Origin of the sequence: Bacillus sp. FJAT-52991 (assembly GCF_037201805.1) — a bacterium.
In the GTDB taxonomy this organism is placed as follows: Bacteria; Bacillota; Bacilli; order Bacillales; family Domibacillaceae; genus Bacillus_CE; species Bacillus_CE kandeliae.
In genome coordinates this window covers 1,609,762-1,626,738 of the sequence record NZ_CP147404.1, presented here as the reverse complement: position 1 = coordinate 1,626,738, position 16,977 = coordinate 1,609,762, and the positions used below count along the sequence as shown (strand labels likewise).

Annotated in this window: 14 protein-coding genes; 5 read left to right on the top strand and 9 right to left on the bottom strand. The window is 39.1% G+C overall.

The window, feature by feature from the left end; translation table 11 throughout:
• The first annotated feature begins 11 nt into the window (after nucleotides 1-11).
• Nucleotides 12-1,253, top strand: a complete 1,242-nt coding sequence (locus tag WDJ61_RS08270; protein WP_338754383.1) for a glutamate-5-semialdehyde dehydrogenase — start codon at nucleotides 12-14, stop codon at nucleotides 1,251-1,253.
• 49 nt (nucleotides 1,254-1,302) lie between these two features.
• On the opposite strand, the gene WDJ61_RS08265 is transcribed toward WDJ61_RS08270, so the two are convergent.
• Entirely contained in the window at nucleotides 1,303-2,040 is a 738-nt protein-coding gene (locus WDJ61_RS08265; RefSeq protein WP_338754382.1) for a hypothetical protein, read from the bottom strand.
• 244 nt (nucleotides 2,041-2,284) lie between these two features.
• On the opposite strand from WDJ61_RS08265, the gene yfkAB reads away from it, so the two are divergent.
• Nucleotides 2,285-3,391, top strand: coding sequence for a radical SAM/CxCxxxxC motif protein YfkAB (gene yfkAB, locus WDJ61_RS08260; RefSeq protein WP_338754381.1), 1,107 nt, complete (start codon nucleotides 2,285-2,287; stop codon nucleotides 3,389-3,391).
• Nucleotides 3,392-3,715: 324 nt separating this feature from the next.
• Here the strand turns inward: yfkAB and ytvI are convergent, their stop codons facing one another.
• Both ytvI and WDJ61_RS08250 read right to left on the bottom strand, forming a co-directional pair.
• Complete coding sequence (ytvI, locus tag WDJ61_RS08255; RefSeq protein WP_338754379.1) at nucleotides 3,716-4,747, bottom strand: sporulation integral membrane protein YtvI; 1,032 nt, start codon at nucleotides 4,745-4,747, stop codon at nucleotides 3,716-3,718.
• 340 nt (nucleotides 4,748-5,087) lie between these two features.
• Nucleotides 5,088-6,278 (bottom strand): transposase, encoded by a 1,191-nt coding sequence (locus WDJ61_RS08250; RefSeq protein ID WP_338754378.1) that lies wholly within the window; start codon nucleotides 6,276-6,278, stop codon nucleotides 5,088-5,090.
• Nucleotides 6,279-6,610: 332 nt separating this feature from the next.
• Here WDJ61_RS08250 and WDJ61_RS08245 point away from each other — a divergent pair, with 332 nt between their 5' ends.
• The 3 genes from WDJ61_RS08245 (at nucleotide 6,611) to WDJ61_RS19025 (ending at nucleotide 10,007) form a co-directional block, all read left to right on the top strand.
• Nucleotides 6,611-8,026 carry a PLP-dependent aminotransferase family protein gene (locus tag WDJ61_RS08245; RefSeq protein ID WP_338754376.1) on the top strand — a complete coding sequence of 472 codons (1,416 nt, stop codon included), beginning with the start codon at nucleotides 6,611-6,613 and terminating at the stop codon, nucleotides 8,024-8,026.
• A 19-nt stretch (nucleotides 8,027-8,045) separates the two neighbouring features.
• On the top strand, nucleotides 8,046-9,116 hold the full coding sequence (locus WDJ61_RS08240; protein WP_338754375.1) for a DUF3900 domain-containing protein: 1,071 nt from the start codon (nucleotides 8,046-8,048) through the stop codon (nucleotides 9,114-9,116).
• A gap of 444 nt (nucleotides 9,117-9,560) precedes the next feature.
• On the top strand, nucleotides 9,561-10,007 hold the full coding sequence (locus WDJ61_RS19025) for a DUF6623 family protein (RefSeq protein WP_413789067.1): 447 nt from the start codon (nucleotides 9,561-9,563) through the stop codon (nucleotides 10,005-10,007).
• A gap of 422 nt (nucleotides 10,008-10,429) precedes the next feature.
• On the opposite strand, the gene WDJ61_RS08235 is transcribed toward WDJ61_RS19025, so the two are convergent.
• The 6 genes from WDJ61_RS08235 to WDJ61_RS08210 form a co-directional block, all read right to left on the bottom strand.
• On the bottom strand, nucleotides 10,430-11,428 hold the full coding sequence (locus WDJ61_RS08235; protein ID WP_338754374.1) for an NADP-dependent oxidoreductase: 999 nt from the start codon (nucleotides 11,426-11,428) through the stop codon (nucleotides 10,430-10,432).
• 41 nt (nucleotides 11,429-11,469) lie between these two features.
• Entirely contained in the window at nucleotides 11,470-11,805 is a 336-nt protein-coding gene (locus WDJ61_RS08230; RefSeq protein ID WP_338754372.1) for a metalloregulator ArsR/SmtB family transcription factor, read from the bottom strand.
• 199 nt (nucleotides 11,806-12,004) lie between these two features.
• A protein-coding gene (locus WDJ61_RS08225; RefSeq protein ID WP_338754370.1) for an IS3 family transposase occupies nucleotides 12,005-13,269 on the bottom strand; the annotation gives its coding sequence in 2 pieces (ribosomal slippage) (nucleotides 12,005-12,816 and nucleotides 12,816-13,269; 1,266 coding nt in all).
• Nucleotides 13,270-13,363: 94 nt separating this feature from the next.
• Nucleotides 13,364-14,839 carry an MDR family MFS transporter gene (locus WDJ61_RS08220; protein WP_338754369.1) on the bottom strand — a complete coding sequence of 492 codons (1,476 nt, stop codon included), beginning with the start codon at nucleotides 14,837-14,839 and terminating at the stop codon, nucleotides 13,364-13,366.
• 38 nt (nucleotides 14,840-14,877) lie between these two features.
• The gene (locus WDJ61_RS08215) at nucleotides 14,878-15,774 is read right to left on the bottom strand and encodes a TetR/AcrR family transcriptional regulator (RefSeq protein ID WP_338754368.1); all 897 of its coding nucleotides are present in this window, start codon (nucleotides 15,772-15,774) and stop codon (nucleotides 14,878-14,880) included.
• Nucleotides 15,775-16,106: 332 nt separating this feature from the next.
• A complete protein-coding gene (locus WDJ61_RS08210) occupies nucleotides 16,107-16,841 on the bottom strand; it encodes a hypothetical protein (RefSeq protein WP_338754367.1) in 735 nt (244 codons plus the stop codon).
• Between the last annotated feature and the right edge of the window lie 136 nt (nucleotides 16,842-16,977).

Genomic DNA, 16,977 nt, shown 5'->3' with positions numbered 1-16,977 from the left:
AGAACAATAAAATGAGTGAGTTAATTGAAAAAGCAAAACTATTAAAAGCAGCCTCCCTTCAAATGAGCCTGCTATCTGAACATGAAAAGAATCAAGGGTTAGAAAAAATAGCTGAGGCCCTTGTGGAACAATCAGACTTTATTTTACAGGAAAACGCAAAAGATATGGAAAATGGAGTAAAAGCAGGCTTCTCCCCTAATATTTTAGATCGTTTGCAGTTGACAGAAGATCGCATTCAGCAAATCGCTGATGGTGTCCGCCAACTGATCCAATTAAAAGATCCAGTTGGAGAAGTGACAGAGGAATGGCAAATTGATAACGGTTTAAAAATTGAAACCATTCGTGTCCCTCTAGGTGTGATTGGCATGGTCTACGAGGCTCGTCCAAATGTAACCGTCGATGCTGCAGCATTATGCTTAAAAGCAGGTAATGCTGTGCTATTACGAGGAAGCTCCTCGGCTACTTATTCTAATCAAGCCCTAGTAAAAGTGATGAAGGCCGCTCTGCAACAGTCCCCTATTCCTGCAGACGCTCTTCAACTATTAGAAGATACGAGTCGAGAAGCCGCTTCTGAAATGTTTCAGTTAAATGAATACTTAGACGTGTTAATTCCTCGTGGTGGAGCCGGTCTTATTCAAACAGTCATTCGTCAAGCAACGGTTCCTGTCTTGGAAACGGGAGTTGGTAACTGTCATATTTTCATTGATGAAAGTGCCGCCAAACAAATGGCTATCGACATTGCTGTGAATGCGAAAACACAGCGGCCATCTGTCTGTAACGCAGCGGAAACTTTGCTGATTCATCGAAGTTGGCCTCATCGCGCAGCTATATTAGACGCGTTGCATAAAGAAGGGGTTGAACTTCGAGGCGATCAATTGTTAGCCAACGAATTCTCCTTTGTCAAAGAAGCGACGAATGAAGACTGGAGTACCGAATATTTAGCTCCTATTCTTGCTGTCAAAATGGTCGCGGACGTACAGGAAGCGGTAGACCATATTCATACATTTGGAACGAAGCATTCAGAGGCAATTGTTTCCGAAACAAGCGAAAACGTCGATTGGTTTTTCCGCGCTATCGATGCGGCTGTTCTTTACCATAACGCCTCTACCCGTTTTACAGATGGAGAACAATTTGGCTTAGGAGCTGAGATTGGAATTAGTACCCAAAAGCTTCATGCTAGAGGACCTATGGGACTTAAAGCCATTACTACCGTTAAATCGTTAGTAAAAGGAAACGGGCAAATTCGGTCATAAAATAAAGCGAAGCGAAAGAGTCAGATTCTCTTTCGCTTCGTTTTTTCTATTATTTTACTTGTGTGATAGTCATTTGTTCGCCTTCTGTTTGATAAACAAACGTCACTTCAGATCCTTCTTCTAATGCTTCAAATTTCTTCATTTCTTCCCCATCAGGGTTGACTTGAAACGCTTGGTCTTCCCCATCTACATTAATTTCAACCGTATGAAGGTCAGCCATGCCGTTGTAAATGCCTTTAACCTCTACTTCTTCCACGGCTGTTTCGCCTTGCGTTTCTTCCTCTGCAGGTTCAGTCGTTTCTTTTTCAACTTCCTGCTTAGGTGCCTTAGGTGCTACCGCTTTTACTTGCGTGATGGTCATTTGCTCACCTTTTGTTTGATAAACAAATGTCACTTCAGATCCTTCTTCTAACGCTTCAAATTTCTTCATTTCTTCACTATCAGGGTTGACTTGAAACGCTTGGTCTTCCCCATCTACATTAATTTCAACCGTATGAGGGTCAGCCATACCATTGTAAATACCTTTAGCTTCTACTTCTTTCACGGCTGTTTCGTCTTTCGTTTCTTCTTTTGCAGGTTCAGTCGTTTCTTTTTCAACCTCCTGCTCAGGAGCCGCCGCTTGATCCACTGCTTGTTCTGTTTCTTGTTTTGTTTCTTTTGCTGTTTCTTGTTCAGTTTCTTGCTTCGCAGGAGTTTCTTCTGTTTTCGTCGTATCCGCATCAGAGCATGCAGCTAACACGCCACCAGCTAATAATACTGCTCCCATGACAGTTGTCATTTTTTTCATATGTACCTCTCCCTCCAACTACTAGTTAACACGCCTACATTGTATCATAGGTGAAATTGTTTCCAAAGAAAAGATACTAAAAAATAGAAAAAATAGTTCTCAAGATTGATAGTTAAAATGAATCATTGTTTAACCATAGATTGCATAAAAAACAAGAGATGGCTTGTCTAACTTCGTTTTCCCCCTAGCCATTTCTTTTCGAAAAGAGTTATAATATTAACGTCTACAGAAAAGAGGTTTTACAATGAAACAAGTGATTCATCCACAATTTGACCCATGGGAATCTTATTTGGATATCCAAACGGCCGGTCATATGAGATTATCGAATGTCGAGTTTACAACAACGACATTATGTAATATGCGTTGCGAGCATTGTGCAGTTGGCTATACATTACAAACGAAAGATCCTGAAGCATTGCCACTGGACCTCATCATTCGGAGACTAGATGAAGTGCCAGACTTGCGGGCCCTTAGCATTACAGGCGGAGAGCCTATGCTATCTAAATCATCCGTTCGGAATTACGTGTTACCGCTGTTAAAATACGCTCATGAACGTGATGTATATACACAAATGAATTCCAATTTAACAATCGAATTGTCTCGTTATGAAGAAATTACACCTTATTTAGATGTGCTGCACATCTCACATAACTGGGGAACGATCGAAGAATTTGTTGAGACCGGATTTGCTAATATGGAACGAAAACCGACGATCGCCCAGCGAGAAGCTCTTTTTCAAAGAATGATTGATAATAGTAAGGCACTGTCAAAAATGGGTGTAATGGTTTCAGCGGAGACGATGTTAAATAAAAAAACGCTTCCCTATTTAGAGAAGATTCATCGCGAAATTGTTGATGATATGGGCTGTGCTCGTCATGAGGTTCATCCGATGTATCCAAGCGATTTTGCTAGTGCATTAGAATCCCTTTCTTTACATGAGATGCGTGAAGCGATTCATCATTTACTGGATATTCGTGATCAAAATGTTTGGATGCTCTTTGGTACACTTCCGTTTTATTCATGCAGCCAAACAGACGAGGACCAACAATTATTAAAACGACTTCGAAACGAAAATATGGTCACGGTAAGAAATGACCCTGATGGGCGTTCGAGACTCAACATTAATATTTTTAATGGCGATATTATTGTAACGGACTTTGGAGATGCTCCTCCACTAGGTAATATTCAAACCCATACCTTACAAGAGGCTTATCACACTTGGATGAGCTCCTCGATTGCCTCTCAATTAAACTGTCACTGCCCAAGCGTTCAATGTCTAGGACCCAATATTTTAGTGAAACACGCCTATTATGAGCAAGAAGATTTTACTAAAAATGCGGAAATCGTTTAATCTTCACATCCAAAAGCCAGGACATCTCCTGGTTTTTTTATTTATTCTTACAATGGTTTGATGACTGTTGGAACTGCTTTCTTCAAATGATTTTCATTCTTTCCCTCCAACTTAAAGAATCTTTTATCCCGCATTAACGGGCTGTAAGACCCCCCACCTCAACATGGCAGAAGGAGCGCAGGGATGTAGGTGGGGGATCAACAGCCCGTAAACGCCCGATCCGTTCAACTAACAATCAGTGGGGGATGAAGAAAACCCCCACTGATTGAAGTTTCACTTTAGTTTTTCATAAAAAAATCAGCTCTCTATTAGAAAGCTGACATTCTAAACTCTCCATCTACTTTTAATAATTCCAGCTTCTCGTAGCGTATCGTAAACAATGACAATCGCCGGTCCAACGAAAAAGCCGATAAATCCTAATATTTTAAAGCCGACAAATAAACTGATCAAAGCAGCTAATGGAGAAATCCCCATATTGGATGAAAAGACTTTCGGTTCCAAAATACGGCGGACAACGGTAATAACAATAAACAAGAGAATTAACCCAATACCGAGGAATTGATTGTCTTGGAAAAGGCAGATGACCGCCCATGGAACAAGAACGGAACCCGTCCCTAAAATCGGTAGTATGTCAACAAAAACGATTAATATCGAAAGCAAAACGGCATATGGCACTTGCAAAATAGATAAGCCGATAAACGCCATTAAAAAGGTGACCACACTTAAGAAAATTTGTGCTTTAATAAAGCCAATACCTGCTTTATTTAATTGACCAGTAATTAAATATAATTTCTCTTTAGTCGACTCCTTTAAATGTCGTTCCGTTTTTATTTTCAGCCGAGAAAGTTCGAGACTAAACAAAAAGACAGCGATTAAATACACTAAAAACTCTATTAAAAATCCCGGTATGGCTGTTGCTAAACCGAATAGCCATTCAAGTATTGATTGAGCCATTTGAGTGACAGAATCAATCGACTTTTCAAGTGTTTGTTCAAATGAACGAATGACATCTGGCGGTAAAGATTTAAAATAATACTGGAATCGATCCACGAACTGAATCAATGATTCTTTATAGAAATTAGTCACAAATGATGGTCCTTTTTGAGCTAGCGTCACAATTTGATCGATCACGAGATTAACAACAAACCATACAAATAGTGCGATAAACATTAAATAAAGAATAAAAGTGACAAGAACCGCTCGAAATCGTTGCCATCTAAACCGGATCATAAACAATTTGACGGAATTTTCTAACAAAACAGCCGTCACTAAGGCAAGTATAAAAGGTAGCGAATACGGTATAAGAAATAAAATAATTAGTAAAATCACTATAGGTAAAATCCATTTTTTTAGCAAAAGACATCAACTGCCCTTCTTCCATTACTCAAAAAATTTTAATCATTATCATAAACCATTCTCTCCAATAAAGTCACTATATTTTCGTCAAATCAATGAACCTCCCCCACCTATCGTTCGCGCTTGAGGTGGGGGTTTCTTGTCGATCCCCTCGAAATCAGAAGCTGGACGATGTCCATAGGTGTACACGACACCCTCGTCTTTCTTAGGGACTGACGCTCCCATACAGGAAGCAGTGGTCTTGACGTAAGACGTCTCCCGACGGCTGGCTGCCACCGTAAGCAACAGAGAGAGAATCGAAAGTACAGCCATCTCCCCCTGGGGCAGTTCTACCCATCTACTACGCCTGTACAGGACGTAGATACGTGATACCAGTCAGCATCACTTCTCGAAACTTCCCGTGCAAATACTGGGATAAGATGTTCCCTGCACCGTGGACATCCCGATGCCGTTCATATCCGCAAGAACATCGGTAGTTTCGTGAACGGACCTTGTTCCGTTTTCCGCAAGCAGGGCATGCTTGCGTTGTATAGGCTTCATTTTCTTTCGATAATGAGACGCCTGCCGCTTCTAATTTATAGACCAATTGTTTAGTCAGCTTTCCAAAACTCCAGTTGCTGATCTTCTGGTTCACTTGTTTGGAGCGGATGCGTTTTCGCCATTTGTTTCGCTTGCTTGCGTGTCGCTGAACGCCTTCCACATCGCCAAGAGCGACATGCCCGATCCTTTGTTCCACGCACCAATTTACAAAGGCACGGGTCGTCTTGTGCAGGAGATCCCCTAGCTGCCGTTCGCTTTTCGAGAGAATGTACTTCTTCGCTCGATGGTATTGGCGCCATTTCCTTGATCCTTTTTGACACCGACTCATGAGGATTTGTAGTTCTCTCACTTTTTTATTTCGCAACCGGTGAACACTACGCATCTTCCTGCCAGAAATCACAAGCGCTTGTCCACTGGTACTGACGGCGGCAATCGTATGAATCTCACCCGGATCAATCGCTGCCGTATGACCATCTGGAATCGGGACAGGGTGGATGCCGTCTTCATACGACAAACAGGCATGCCACCGGCCGTCATAGACAAGTTCCACTTCTTTGACCAGGCCAGTTGGGACCGAGGCGAGCGTCAACACGAGCGGTGTCTGCTGTTTTCCCTTCCACCTGCCTAGACTGAGCGTCAGTTTGCGTCCTTTGAGTACGAAAGATTGGTCTACCCACTTTGGATGGAACACGAACTTTTCCTTGTATGGATACCGAATGGACTTATTCGTTTTCCGAGCTTGGCGACCCCCGTCTCGAGCACGCAAAAACTTGTGACACACCGCTTGGATCGTCTGACTGTGAACAGGATACAAGCCTTTGAGTTCGGATTGAAGATCGCTTTTGTTGATCCATGTTCCGTGAATCCGGTAGTAATACCGGGCCAGCTGGACGCATTCATTCCAAATCGTTCCGCAGATCCGGCGTAGGTGAAACAACTGTTGAAGCGTTGGCTGAGGCGCCGTAAAGCCTGTTTTCAACGTTCGATACATGATCATCCCTCCTTGTCATCATTATAATACGAACATAAGTTCCCACCAAGAAGAAATGGAAAATTTAACCCTTTTTTCTTTTGACAAAGATCGGATGGCGATCAACCAAACGCTTTTCGGCTAGGCTGAACCGACATTCATCCCCTCCCTATTCGCTGGGCTGTGCCCTTCATGCTCCTTGAGGAAGGGGAATTCTCTCGGACTGTGTTAAATCGAATAGAGCCTTTTTCTTTTTTTCATGAACCATCGCTATTTATCGTTTATAATAACAATAAACGATCAACATTTAGCAAAATGGTCAAAGCATGAATATAGGGAGTAGAAAATAAGCAATGGTGCAAAATCAAGCAAAATATGAAAAAGTTATTAATTACATAAAAGAAAACATCTTGAAGGGCGACTGGCCAATTGGAAGCAAAATCCCGAGCCAACGCAAATTAGCCGAATTATTCGGTGTCAACCGCAGCACAATTGTCACCGCTCTCGAAGAACTAAAAGCAGACGGTTTGCTAGAAGGAGTGATGGGCAAAGGAACAATCGTCGTCAATAATACTTGGACGCTGCTCGCTACCTCTCCCCCTCCTGATTGGAATGAAACGGCTTCATCCAACCTAACTAAAGCGACTCAATTAGGCTCTGTTGAAGGGAGTGAAGAACATCAAGATCACTTTATTCAGTTAAGCAAAGGCGAACTCGCACAAGATATATTCCCTACCGATCATATGCAACAAGTGATGATGCGACTCGCTGGTAGTTTAGAGCCTTTTGGCTATGAAGAACCGAAAGGATTTTTGCCTTTAAGAGAAGCCATTAGTGAATATATGAATCGACAAGGGACAGAAGTGTCTCCGTCATCCATCTTGATTGTATCTGGTGCTTTACAAGGTCTGCAGTTAATTTCAGCCGGTCTTCTATATAGAGGTTCGACGATTTTATTAGAAAAACCTTCTTATTTATATTCCTTACAAGTGTTTCAATCAGCTGGAATGAAGCTTCTCGGCTTGCCGATGGATGACCAAGGAATGAATGCAGCGGCCATTAAAAAACATTACGAAAACGAGCAATCCATTCTGTACACGATTCCTTGTTTTCATAATCCAACAGGCATCCTAATGACGGAAGAACGGCGACGAGAGCTACTTAATGTTTGTGAACAATTACGATTGCCAATTATTGAAGATGATATTTACCGTGAGCTTTGGATTGATGGACCACCTCCCCCTTCATTAAAATCATTAGATCAACACGGTCATGTCCTTTATTTAGGCAGCCTGTCGAAAACATTAAGTCCCGGTCTGCGTATCGGTTGGATCGCAGGACCAGAACAAGTAATTGATCGATTAGCTGACATCAAAAGGCAAACCGACTATGGTTCTAGCTCCCTGTCACAAAGAGTGGCGGCTGAATGGATTTCGAGCGGCCTTTACGAAAACCATTTATCCTTTGTGCGAGAGCAATTAGAAAAGCGCCGAACAAAGGCGATGCAAATTCTTGATGACTACATGAAGGATTTGGCAGAATGGAATGTACCCGCTGGAGGATTTTTAATTTGGCTAAAATTAAAAGTCAAAATCCCATATAAAGAGCTGTATTCAAAAGCCTATCAACAAGGGATTCTTTTAAATCCTGGCAGTATCTATACAGAAGAATCCGTTCCCGCTATTCGCTTGTCCTACGGCTATGCTTCAATGGAGGATTTTGAAAAGGGAATTAAACAACTACGAGAAATTATTTTAAAGAATCGATAAGAAAAACAGGTGATGTTCATTGGATTTTACAATAAACTATTTATCGTTCTTTGTCGTTCATGTCGACGGCAAAGGCGACGATGCTATTAAGCGTGCTCAGCATTATCAAACTCTTGGTGAAGAAGAATACGAAAACAATCCACTCAAAGATTTTTTAGATGGAGAATTTACGAAAATCGCTAAACGAAAAGCCGATCGACACCCAAAAGCCGAACAAGTTCCAACAAAAATCGGTTATTTCACCGCTGAACCTGGACATGATTTAACGTCCAATCCGAACTACAACTTGTTCGCCAAAGCACGCGCGGCCTACTCCGTACTCGAATTTCAAGAAGCAAGCGAACAATTTGCCACGCTCTATACACAAACAAGCGCGGTCAGAGGTGGCGTATTTATAGTTGCTAAGGCGCAAATCAAAAAATACTTCGACGATGCCTTTGTATTCCTATTAAAATGCGATTTCGAACCAAAAGTAGCAACTATTACAGATGCTTCTTCCCTTATCCGTCATGTGGAACTAGCCATTACAACAAAAAACATGAAGTCGATCCAATATCCATACATGCCGGAAGAAGGAATGGTCGAAGAAGGCGAACTGAAAATCCACCAAGCCTCCCACGCTCGCTACTTTGAGGACTTCTTAAAATACGTTGGCTACGAACAGTCAATGCCTGAGATCGTCAAATCCCAAGTCATTGATATGGTGCGGGAGTATACCATCGAAGAGTTAGAAGAAGAAAGCCCAGAGTTCCAGCAATTTGAAGAAGCCATGGAAGTTTGGGCAGACAGTCCGAAACGAGAGCTGCAAGAACGATTTACAACCGATGAAGTCGTCGAAGCCTCTGCTCGCATGGTCGAACATACACCTGAATTAGAGCTAAAAATGAAACTTGATCACATGGGCGTCAACGCCATGCTGTCTGACTTCGGAGAATCGGTTCACTTGGCTAAACTAGGAGATCGTTATGTCCTCTTAATGGAAGCGGACTCGGTTGTTTTTGAAAAAGGATTTTCGCCGATTGAGTTTTTGAAGCCGGATGAGTTCGAAAAGGTGATGGAGAAGATTAGTAGGAAGAATGATGGTTTTTAACAGAAAATAGTGTTATTGAGACGATTTTAACTGGTTGAGTGACCACATTAGTGACCAAAAATATGCTCTTGTGTTGCTTTGGAATAAAGTTTAATTAAAAACAGCTCACAAATCCTTATTCTACAGAAAATAAACATTTAGTTTTATAAAAAAGTTTAATCAAAACTCATTTAGAAGTCTTTAATCGAAAAAGAATAAGACGGTGCAACTTTATTTCAAAGCTACATTTCTGTTAACAAAAAGTGCTTTCATGTACAGTAAACACCTTTTCAGTTTACAACTATTTTTTAACAGTCTAATACTTTTTTCTATATCCTAAAACATTTTTTTAATGAATCAGCCCCTAATATAAATCCGGTAAAGTAACGGTTTTTGTAATAATTTTATGTTTAACGGAATATTGCTGAATAGAAAAAGCAAATTCTTATAACTAGGAGGAAGACTATGGCACTTACAGCGATGTGGACTCATGGCAACGCGGTCGTCCCCGAAACACCAGAATTGCTCGACAGATTTACTCGCTTAGGTTTCGGCACACAGGTAACCCTAAGAAGGGGCACCAACCAATGGTTTCATGTTCCGATGCCCTCACCAGTACTCCTTGGAGGCGTCCGTCCGAAACTTAGACGTATCTTTATTCTAGGAAATTCAGACGTTAGTAGTTGCATTAGGAGAGTACACATATTTGACGGCAGCACTAGAGTGAGAGATGTACCGAAACTCATTTGCGGCAACAAACTTGCAATTGGTCCCGATAATACCATTGAATTTGGATATTCGGGCCAGCCGGGGCTCCCTATCTATTACGGGCTAGGCATCACGATGTTCATAGAATCGGCAACTTTCTCTGCATCGTACTTTTTCGCTGCATTCGGAGCCGACTGGGAATGAGTCGTCTTTATCATGTATCTCATCGATCAATGAAGTACGCGTCTTCAGAAGAGACTAATCCATACGGAAAAGGGCAAAATATAATCATGAATTGGATAAAATGCTATTTATCCATACTGTCACCCTTTCAATTTTTCATTTCCCAAATTGATAACTTTAAGTCTTGATTTATCAACGGTTAACCAGTATAAAGTTGATACTTCTGATTATTTACCTGGTTCTTATTGTGGCTTTAAAACAAAGTTTGATCAATTTGAGGCTAATAACCTTGATAAACGAAAAAAAGAAAGAGCTTGTTTTGAAGAAATATTGATCAAAACAAGCCCTTAATATATTCCATTGAATAAGTCTTTTATAAAAAAGTTTGAACATTTCAAAGAGCATTATTGAGCTAACTTTTAGGAGAGAGTCAAGTTTGATAACTATCTGATTTTTAAAATTATCTTCCCTTTAGCCCTTCCCGACTCCGAATATTCCATCGCCTTTTGAGCATCTTTCAAAGAAAAAACTCTATCAATTACAGGTTTGATCTTACCAGACTCAATAAAGTTTGCAATAATACGTAATTGATCTCCACTTGGCTTCATAAACAAAAACGTGTATTGAACATTATGCTTTTTTTCAAGTGCAGTAAGTTTATTACTTGCTGCTGAAAACAACAACGTTTTAAAAAATCCTGAACCATATTCTTTAGCAAAACGAGCATTCGGCGTTCCTGAAATGGAAACAATTTTTCCTCCGCTTCTTATAACATCGAATGATTTTTCGAGTATCTTGCCCCCAAGTGTATCAAATACTGCATCATAATTTTTCAGTATATCTTCAAATTTTTCTGCCTTGTAATTAATAATTTCATCTGCACCAAGAGATTTTACTAAATTCGTACCAGCTTCACTGGTAGTCGTTGCAACAGTAGCACCCATTAATTTTGCCAATTGAATAGCAAAGGTACCGACACCACCAGCCCCAGCTTGAATCAAAATCTTTTGTCCTTTTTGTAATTGTATTATGTCATGTAAGGCTTGATATGAGGTTAACCCAACCAGTGGGATCGAGGCGGCTTCCTCAAAGCTCAAATTTTTAGGTTTTAAGGCTATGTCATTTTCATGAATTGAGATATATTCCGCAAAAGTACCGATGTTACTCTTCCGTGGACGTGCATATATTTCATCACCAACTTTAAAACGAGTCACTTTGGCTCCAACCTTTACCACGACACCAGAAAAGTCATTACCAAGGATAAGAGGCATTTTATATTTAACTAACAATTTCACTTTCCCATCGCGTATCTTAAAATCAATAGGATTAATACTAGCTGCATAAATTTCTGCGAGTACCTCATATTCATTAATTTCAGGAATAGGCATTTCTTCCATACGCATTGGGACTTTCCCATACTTATCAATAACCATTGCTTTCATTTCCTATACCTCCAAATACTGTATGTTTATATGCCATAATTTTAATAAAAGTTTTGCATTAACTTCTCAATATCCAAGACAAGAGTTTTTAATAAACCTAATTTTGTACGTACATTAATATAATAAAAGTTTTTTGTACCTTCTTTACGCATTAAAATAATACCGGCATCTCGCAAAATCTTAAGATGATGTGACACAGCTGGTCGAGAAAGATGTGTTTGTTCAGTGATTTCCCCTACACGCAATCCCGTTTGACAATCCGTTCCCATTAGAACTAACAAGATAGCTTGACGTGTTTCATCACCAATTGCCAATAGTACTTTTTGACAATTAATAAAATCTTCTTTAATAATATTTAGTTGGTCATGTTTATTCATTCAATTAAATACCTCCAATAATCAGTTGAATGGTTTAAGTTGACGAACCATATCACCGAATACAACAATAGTATATTATTGTATTCGGTGCAATATTGAGAAAGAAAATCGAGACGAATCACATCTTAAAAAAGTAAAAACACACAATGAGAAGTTCAAATCATGAAGTGACCCCTAAAAGTTAGACACGGTTATTTCATTAGGCAGCTTGGATAAAATGAGTTCGGTACGCTACCGGACTCATTTTTAATTTTGCCTTCATGCGTTTCGTGTTGTAATAATCTATATATTTTTCTAGTTCTAATTTGAAATGTTCTACACTCTCAAATTCCTTTAAGTAAAGGAATTCCGACTTCATAATGCCAAAGAAATTCTCCATTACGGAGTTGTCGTAACAGTTTCCTTTACGAGAGTGTTCCTTTGGTAATCGTTCTAAAGCTTGTTCTAACATTGTTGAAACAAGAGAGTATATAGGTCTAGAATTGATTGTATAAGTAATAATTTCTCCATTAAATAAGTCTAATACCGGCGATAAATAGAGTTTTTTACCAAATAACTTAAACTCTGTAATGTCTGTTACCCACTTTTCGTTCGGAGCTTTTGCTGTGAACTCACGAGCTAACATATTCGGCGCGATTTTACCAACAGTGCCTTTATAAGACTTATATTTTTTCATGCGTACGAGACATTTTAAACCTAATTCCTTCATGATTCGTTGTACTTTCTTATGATTCACTTTTTGCCCACGATTCGCTAACTCATCGCGAATACGACGATAGCCATAACGACCTTCATGTTCCTCATAAATCGCTTGAATTTCAGCCTTTAAATCGGCATCTGGATCTGGTCCATTCATTTTCCTGACCAAATCGTAATACGTGCTACGTGGAATTTCTGCGAATGCCACGAGCGCCTTCACCGAGTATTTATGCCTTAATTCATAGATGACCTTTACCTTGTCTTCCTTGGTGATTTTTCCTTGTTTTGAACTAAGGCATTCAACTTTTTTAAATACTCATTTTCCATTTCTAGTTGTTTAATGCGAGCTTCAAGCGCTTCAAATGAGCCTTCTACTGGTGCTTGTTTTGATTGTTTCTTTGTATCTTTTTTCATGGATGAACGCCCCTTTTTCTTTGATTGAAGGGCATCGATTCCTTGCGTTTCAAACTGTTTCTTCCAAACATGAATCGTAGAAGGAGTCGCTATTTTAAAAATAGCAGCTGTTTCCTCTAAGGACGTACCATTTTCAATCATAAAATTTAGTACGTCTAGTTTAAACTGTGGCGTGTAATTTGTATATGGTTTTACAAACGCTTCTACACCACTATGTTCATAGTGTCTCACCCATGTACAAAGAAGACGGAAGGGAATACCTATCTTTTTTCCGACTTTTCTAAAGCTTTCTTGACCAGTTAAATAACGAGTAACAGCTTGTATTTTAAATTCTGCAGTGTATTTAACCATAGAAAAACTGCACCTCCAATTGTTAGATTGTGTCTAACAATTGGGGTGCAGTTCAATCAGAACCTTCATCGTGTGTTTTTACTTTTTCCTTATCTCATTGTACTTGTTTTTCTAATGAAGAATTCTCTGTTTCTTTAGGCATTGCTCGCTGCACAAATAAGGAAATAACGAAAGCTAAAATAGCCAATCCGAATGAAATAAGATAAACAAGTTCTATCCCTGCTACTAAACCTTCATTAATGGTCGTAGGATCGGCTGGTGTTGACGATTGACTTAACCAACTATTTTGCTTCGCCTTCATTAAACTAACGAATACCGATACGCCAATTGCACCACAAATAGGTTGTAACGTTGTCAAAACAGCTGTTCCGTGTGGATATAAATGTTTAGGCAATGCATTTAACGCATTCGTCTGCGCAGGCATTAATGTGGCTGAAACAGAAACCATTAATAATATGTAACAGACAATAATGATCCAAATCGGTGTTTGTAAGCTTAATTTGCTTAATATAAGCATTGTGCCACTGAATACAATTGTCGCTGGAATCATTAATTTACGCGGGCCAAATTTATCATATAATTGTCCCATAATAGGTGACATAATCCCATTTAACAAGCTCCCAGGTAAGAGGATCAAGCCCGCTGTCGCAGCTGTAATTGCTAAAGGTCCCTGCATATACAACGGTAAAATGACCTCTGAAGAAAGCATAGTCATGATAATGATGACAAACAGAAAAACACCTAGCCTAAACATTGGATAGCTAAATACCCTTAGATCCATGATCGGTTCTTCCAATTTCAATTGTCTTCTACAAAAGAAGAATAAAGCAATCACCCCGACTAGAATAGGTAAGTAAACGATTGGCGTAAGAAAGCCAGACTCAGCCTCACCAACAGAACTAAACCCGAAAACAATACAGCCAAAACTGATCGTCGAAAGGATAATGGATAAAAAATCGATTTTAGGCCTTGTCACTTCTGAAACATTGACTAAATATTTATAAGCAAATAGGATCGAAAAAAGCGCAAATGGGATCACTGTAATAAATAAGTAACGCCACCCCAGATATTCCACAATTACTCCCGATAAGGTTGGACCAATTGCAGGGGCAAACATAATAACTAATCCAACTACTCCCATAATCGCTCCACGACGTTCTGGTGGAAAAAGCAGTAGAAAAACATTAAAGATGATCGGTGTTAACAAACCTGTTCCAGCCGCTTGTAAAAATCGACCGACTAATAAAATTGTAAAATTCGGTGCGATTGCACAAATAATCGTACCAATGGTAAACATGAGCATTGTGCTCAAAAACATTTGTCGTGTTGTAAACCATTGAAGCAATAAAGCGGATAATGGAATCACAATCGCCATCACCAACATGAAACCTGTTGACATCCATTGAACAGTTGTAATCGATAGCTGGAACTCATCCATCAATGTCGTTAAAGCGATATTTAATAACGTTTCATTTAAAATTGCAAAGAAAGCACCAATAATTAAAGAAAAAACAATCGGCTTCACCTTTATATTGGGATCCTCAGATAAAAATTCGTATTGATTTCTCATACTTACAACCTCCTTTTATCATAACTTTCTCTTCTTAATTACATTTCTATATCTGATTTCAACACGCTACTTAATTCACGAGTCATTTCTACTAATTCTTGAATCCCCAATAAGTTACGAATCATCCCACTTATAATCGCTTTTCTAGGATTCATGTCCATAAGCTCTTGCTCCATTATGCCAAGCGATTGTAGTGCCTCTTCAACACGGTCTTCTTTCGGTAATTGCGTTATTTGATCTTTCATTTTTTTGATCAAAATCAGCGGATGCTGTTTTTCTTTGTAAAGTCCCCCCTGCTTACTAGACCAAAGACTTCCATCAATCAAAGGTTTTTCCTTATCTTTTAGCACTCCTTCCACAATGTAATCTAATTGTCTAAGGATATACTCGGTAAATTCCACCGTATCAATTGGAAGATTTTCTATTTTCAATACCTTCATAAACATGAGAATCATTCCATTTAGGATGACCATACAATCTAAACAATAAGGCTTAACCTCTTCCCCATATATACCAATTAAATATTTCTCCCACCATTGCATCATCTCTATATTTTTCTGTTGAATATATTGGTGAATCGCTTCATTTTCTAAATCAACTATTGTTTCTTGCATTCTCATATTATTAAATTCTTCGTACTCAATCGCATGTTTTAAAGAAATTTCCATTTGCTTCGTAAACTTTTCTTTTATATTCAAATGTGGATCTTGTTCAACTAACACATACTGATCATCAAGCATTTGAAAATGATATTTTAAGATCATAAGAAGCAAATCTTCCTTCGATTTAAAATATAGATACAAGCCGCCCTTGGACATTTCACAAACATCAGCAATTTCTTTCATCGAAGTTTGATGATAGCCCTTGTTGGCAAACAAATTCATTGCTGTCAGTAAAATCTGCTTCTGCTTTTCATTTTTTTTATCATTGTTCATTTTATCTGTGGCTCCCTTCATGACCCATTGGTTCATTTTATGACCAATCGTTTATTATCTTGAATTCTAACACGATCAAATTGAAAATACAACCAATTAATCCATAAAATGAAATTTCAATCAATGGGGGTTTTCTTCATCCCCCACCTACACGTCTGCGTTTCTTCTGCCATGTTGAGGTGGGGGTCTTACAGCCCGTTAATGCGGGATAAACAACCTATCAAACTCGTAGGTACAAACACTTTTATAATGTCGATATACAACAAACACCCGCAGATAAAATCACTGCGGGTGTTTGTTGTACAAGCTAGAAGATAACTGCTTCTATTAAATTATTCTGCATTCGCTTGATTCACGATTTGCTTTAAATATCCCTTTGGAATAGGCTCTGTCAATGAGAAATGCTGTGTAAACGACCGATCATTTGTCGTAGCGATTTCAAGGAGTAACTCATCATGTGAGGCAAGCTTATACGGATCATGAATGAGAATATCCACAGATTGTCCCTTTTTAAGAGCTAATGGAAAGTCATCTTCCTCAAAGGAAATCATAGCTACACTGTCATAGTGACCAATTGAACGAATCGTTATATCTTCCGGTGCTGTAAATGTATAGACAAGTGCTTCATCTTGCTTTGTTACCTCAACCGCCTCATCTTTTAATAAACACACAAGTATTGTTTCGATCGGCGAGTAGTCTTCAAATGAAATATCAACGGGTATTGCCCGCCCTTCTAAAGATAAAAAATAGGCAAGTTGATCGTCTGTCAATTCAATGACATCTTCTCGCAGTTCATAGCCATTTTGCTTAGCCAGTACTTGCGTATTATTTGCTCTCCTATCTTGATCACCATTCGAACGAGGAGGAGAAAAACTTTTTGTATCATCTGCCACTTCTTTTACATATGTACCATCATTTTTTTCAACTATATAAGAAACTGCTAGAGTTTTAGCTGCTTCATCAAATTGAACTGACATCACAACTGGCTCTTCTAAATGTGTTTTAGTCCAAGCTAAATACGTTCCTACCGCTATGATCGCAGTTAAAATTATAACCCACTTCTTCACCAATACACCTCCCTAATCACTTTATGTTCAAAACTTCTACTATAATAATGAATATCACTTAACATATTAAAATCAGATAAATACAAAAATTCCATACTTTAAAACCTCGTATATATGCTCAAAATATTCATTGGCG

Bases quoted from the DNA above. Each gene is read 5' to 3' on its own strand.
- WDJ61_RS08215 (WP_338754368.1), bottom strand. From the start codon at position 15,774: ATGAACAATGATAAAAAAAATGAAAAGCAGAAGCAGATTTTACTGACA.
- WDJ61_RS08230 (WP_338754372.1), bottom strand. From the start codon at position 11,805: ATGAATAAACATGACCAACTAAATATTATTAAAGAAGATTTTATTAAT.
- WDJ61_RS08235 (WP_338754374.1), bottom strand. From the start codon at position 11,428: ATGAAAGCAATGGTTATTGATAAGTATGGGAAAGTCCCAATGCGTATG.
- WDJ61_RS08265 (WP_338754382.1), bottom strand. From the start codon at position 2,040: ATGAAAAAAATGACAACTGTCATGGGAGCAGTATTATTAGCTGGTGGC.
- WDJ61_RS19025 (WP_413789067.1), top strand. From the start codon at position 9,561: ATGGCACTTACAGCGATGTGGACTCATGGCAACGCGGTCGTCCCCGAA.
- WDJ61_RS08270 (WP_338754383.1), top strand. From the start codon at position 12: ATGAGTGAGTTAATTGAAAAAGCAAAACTATTAAAAGCAGCCTCCCTT.
- WDJ61_RS08250 (WP_338754378.1), bottom strand. From the start codon at position 6,278: ATGTATCGAACGTTGAAAACAGGCTTTACGGCGCCTCAGCCAACGCTT.
- WDJ61_RS08245 (WP_338754376.1), top strand. From the start codon at position 6,611: ATGGTGCAAAATCAAGCAAAATATGAAAAAGTTATTAATTACATAAAA.
- yfkAB (WP_338754381.1), top strand. From the start codon at position 2,285: ATGAAACAAGTGATTCATCCACAATTTGACCCATGGGAATCTTATTTG.
- WDJ61_RS08220 (WP_338754369.1), bottom strand. From the start codon at position 14,839: ATGAGAAATCAATACGAATTTTTATCTGAGGATCCCAATATAAAGGTG.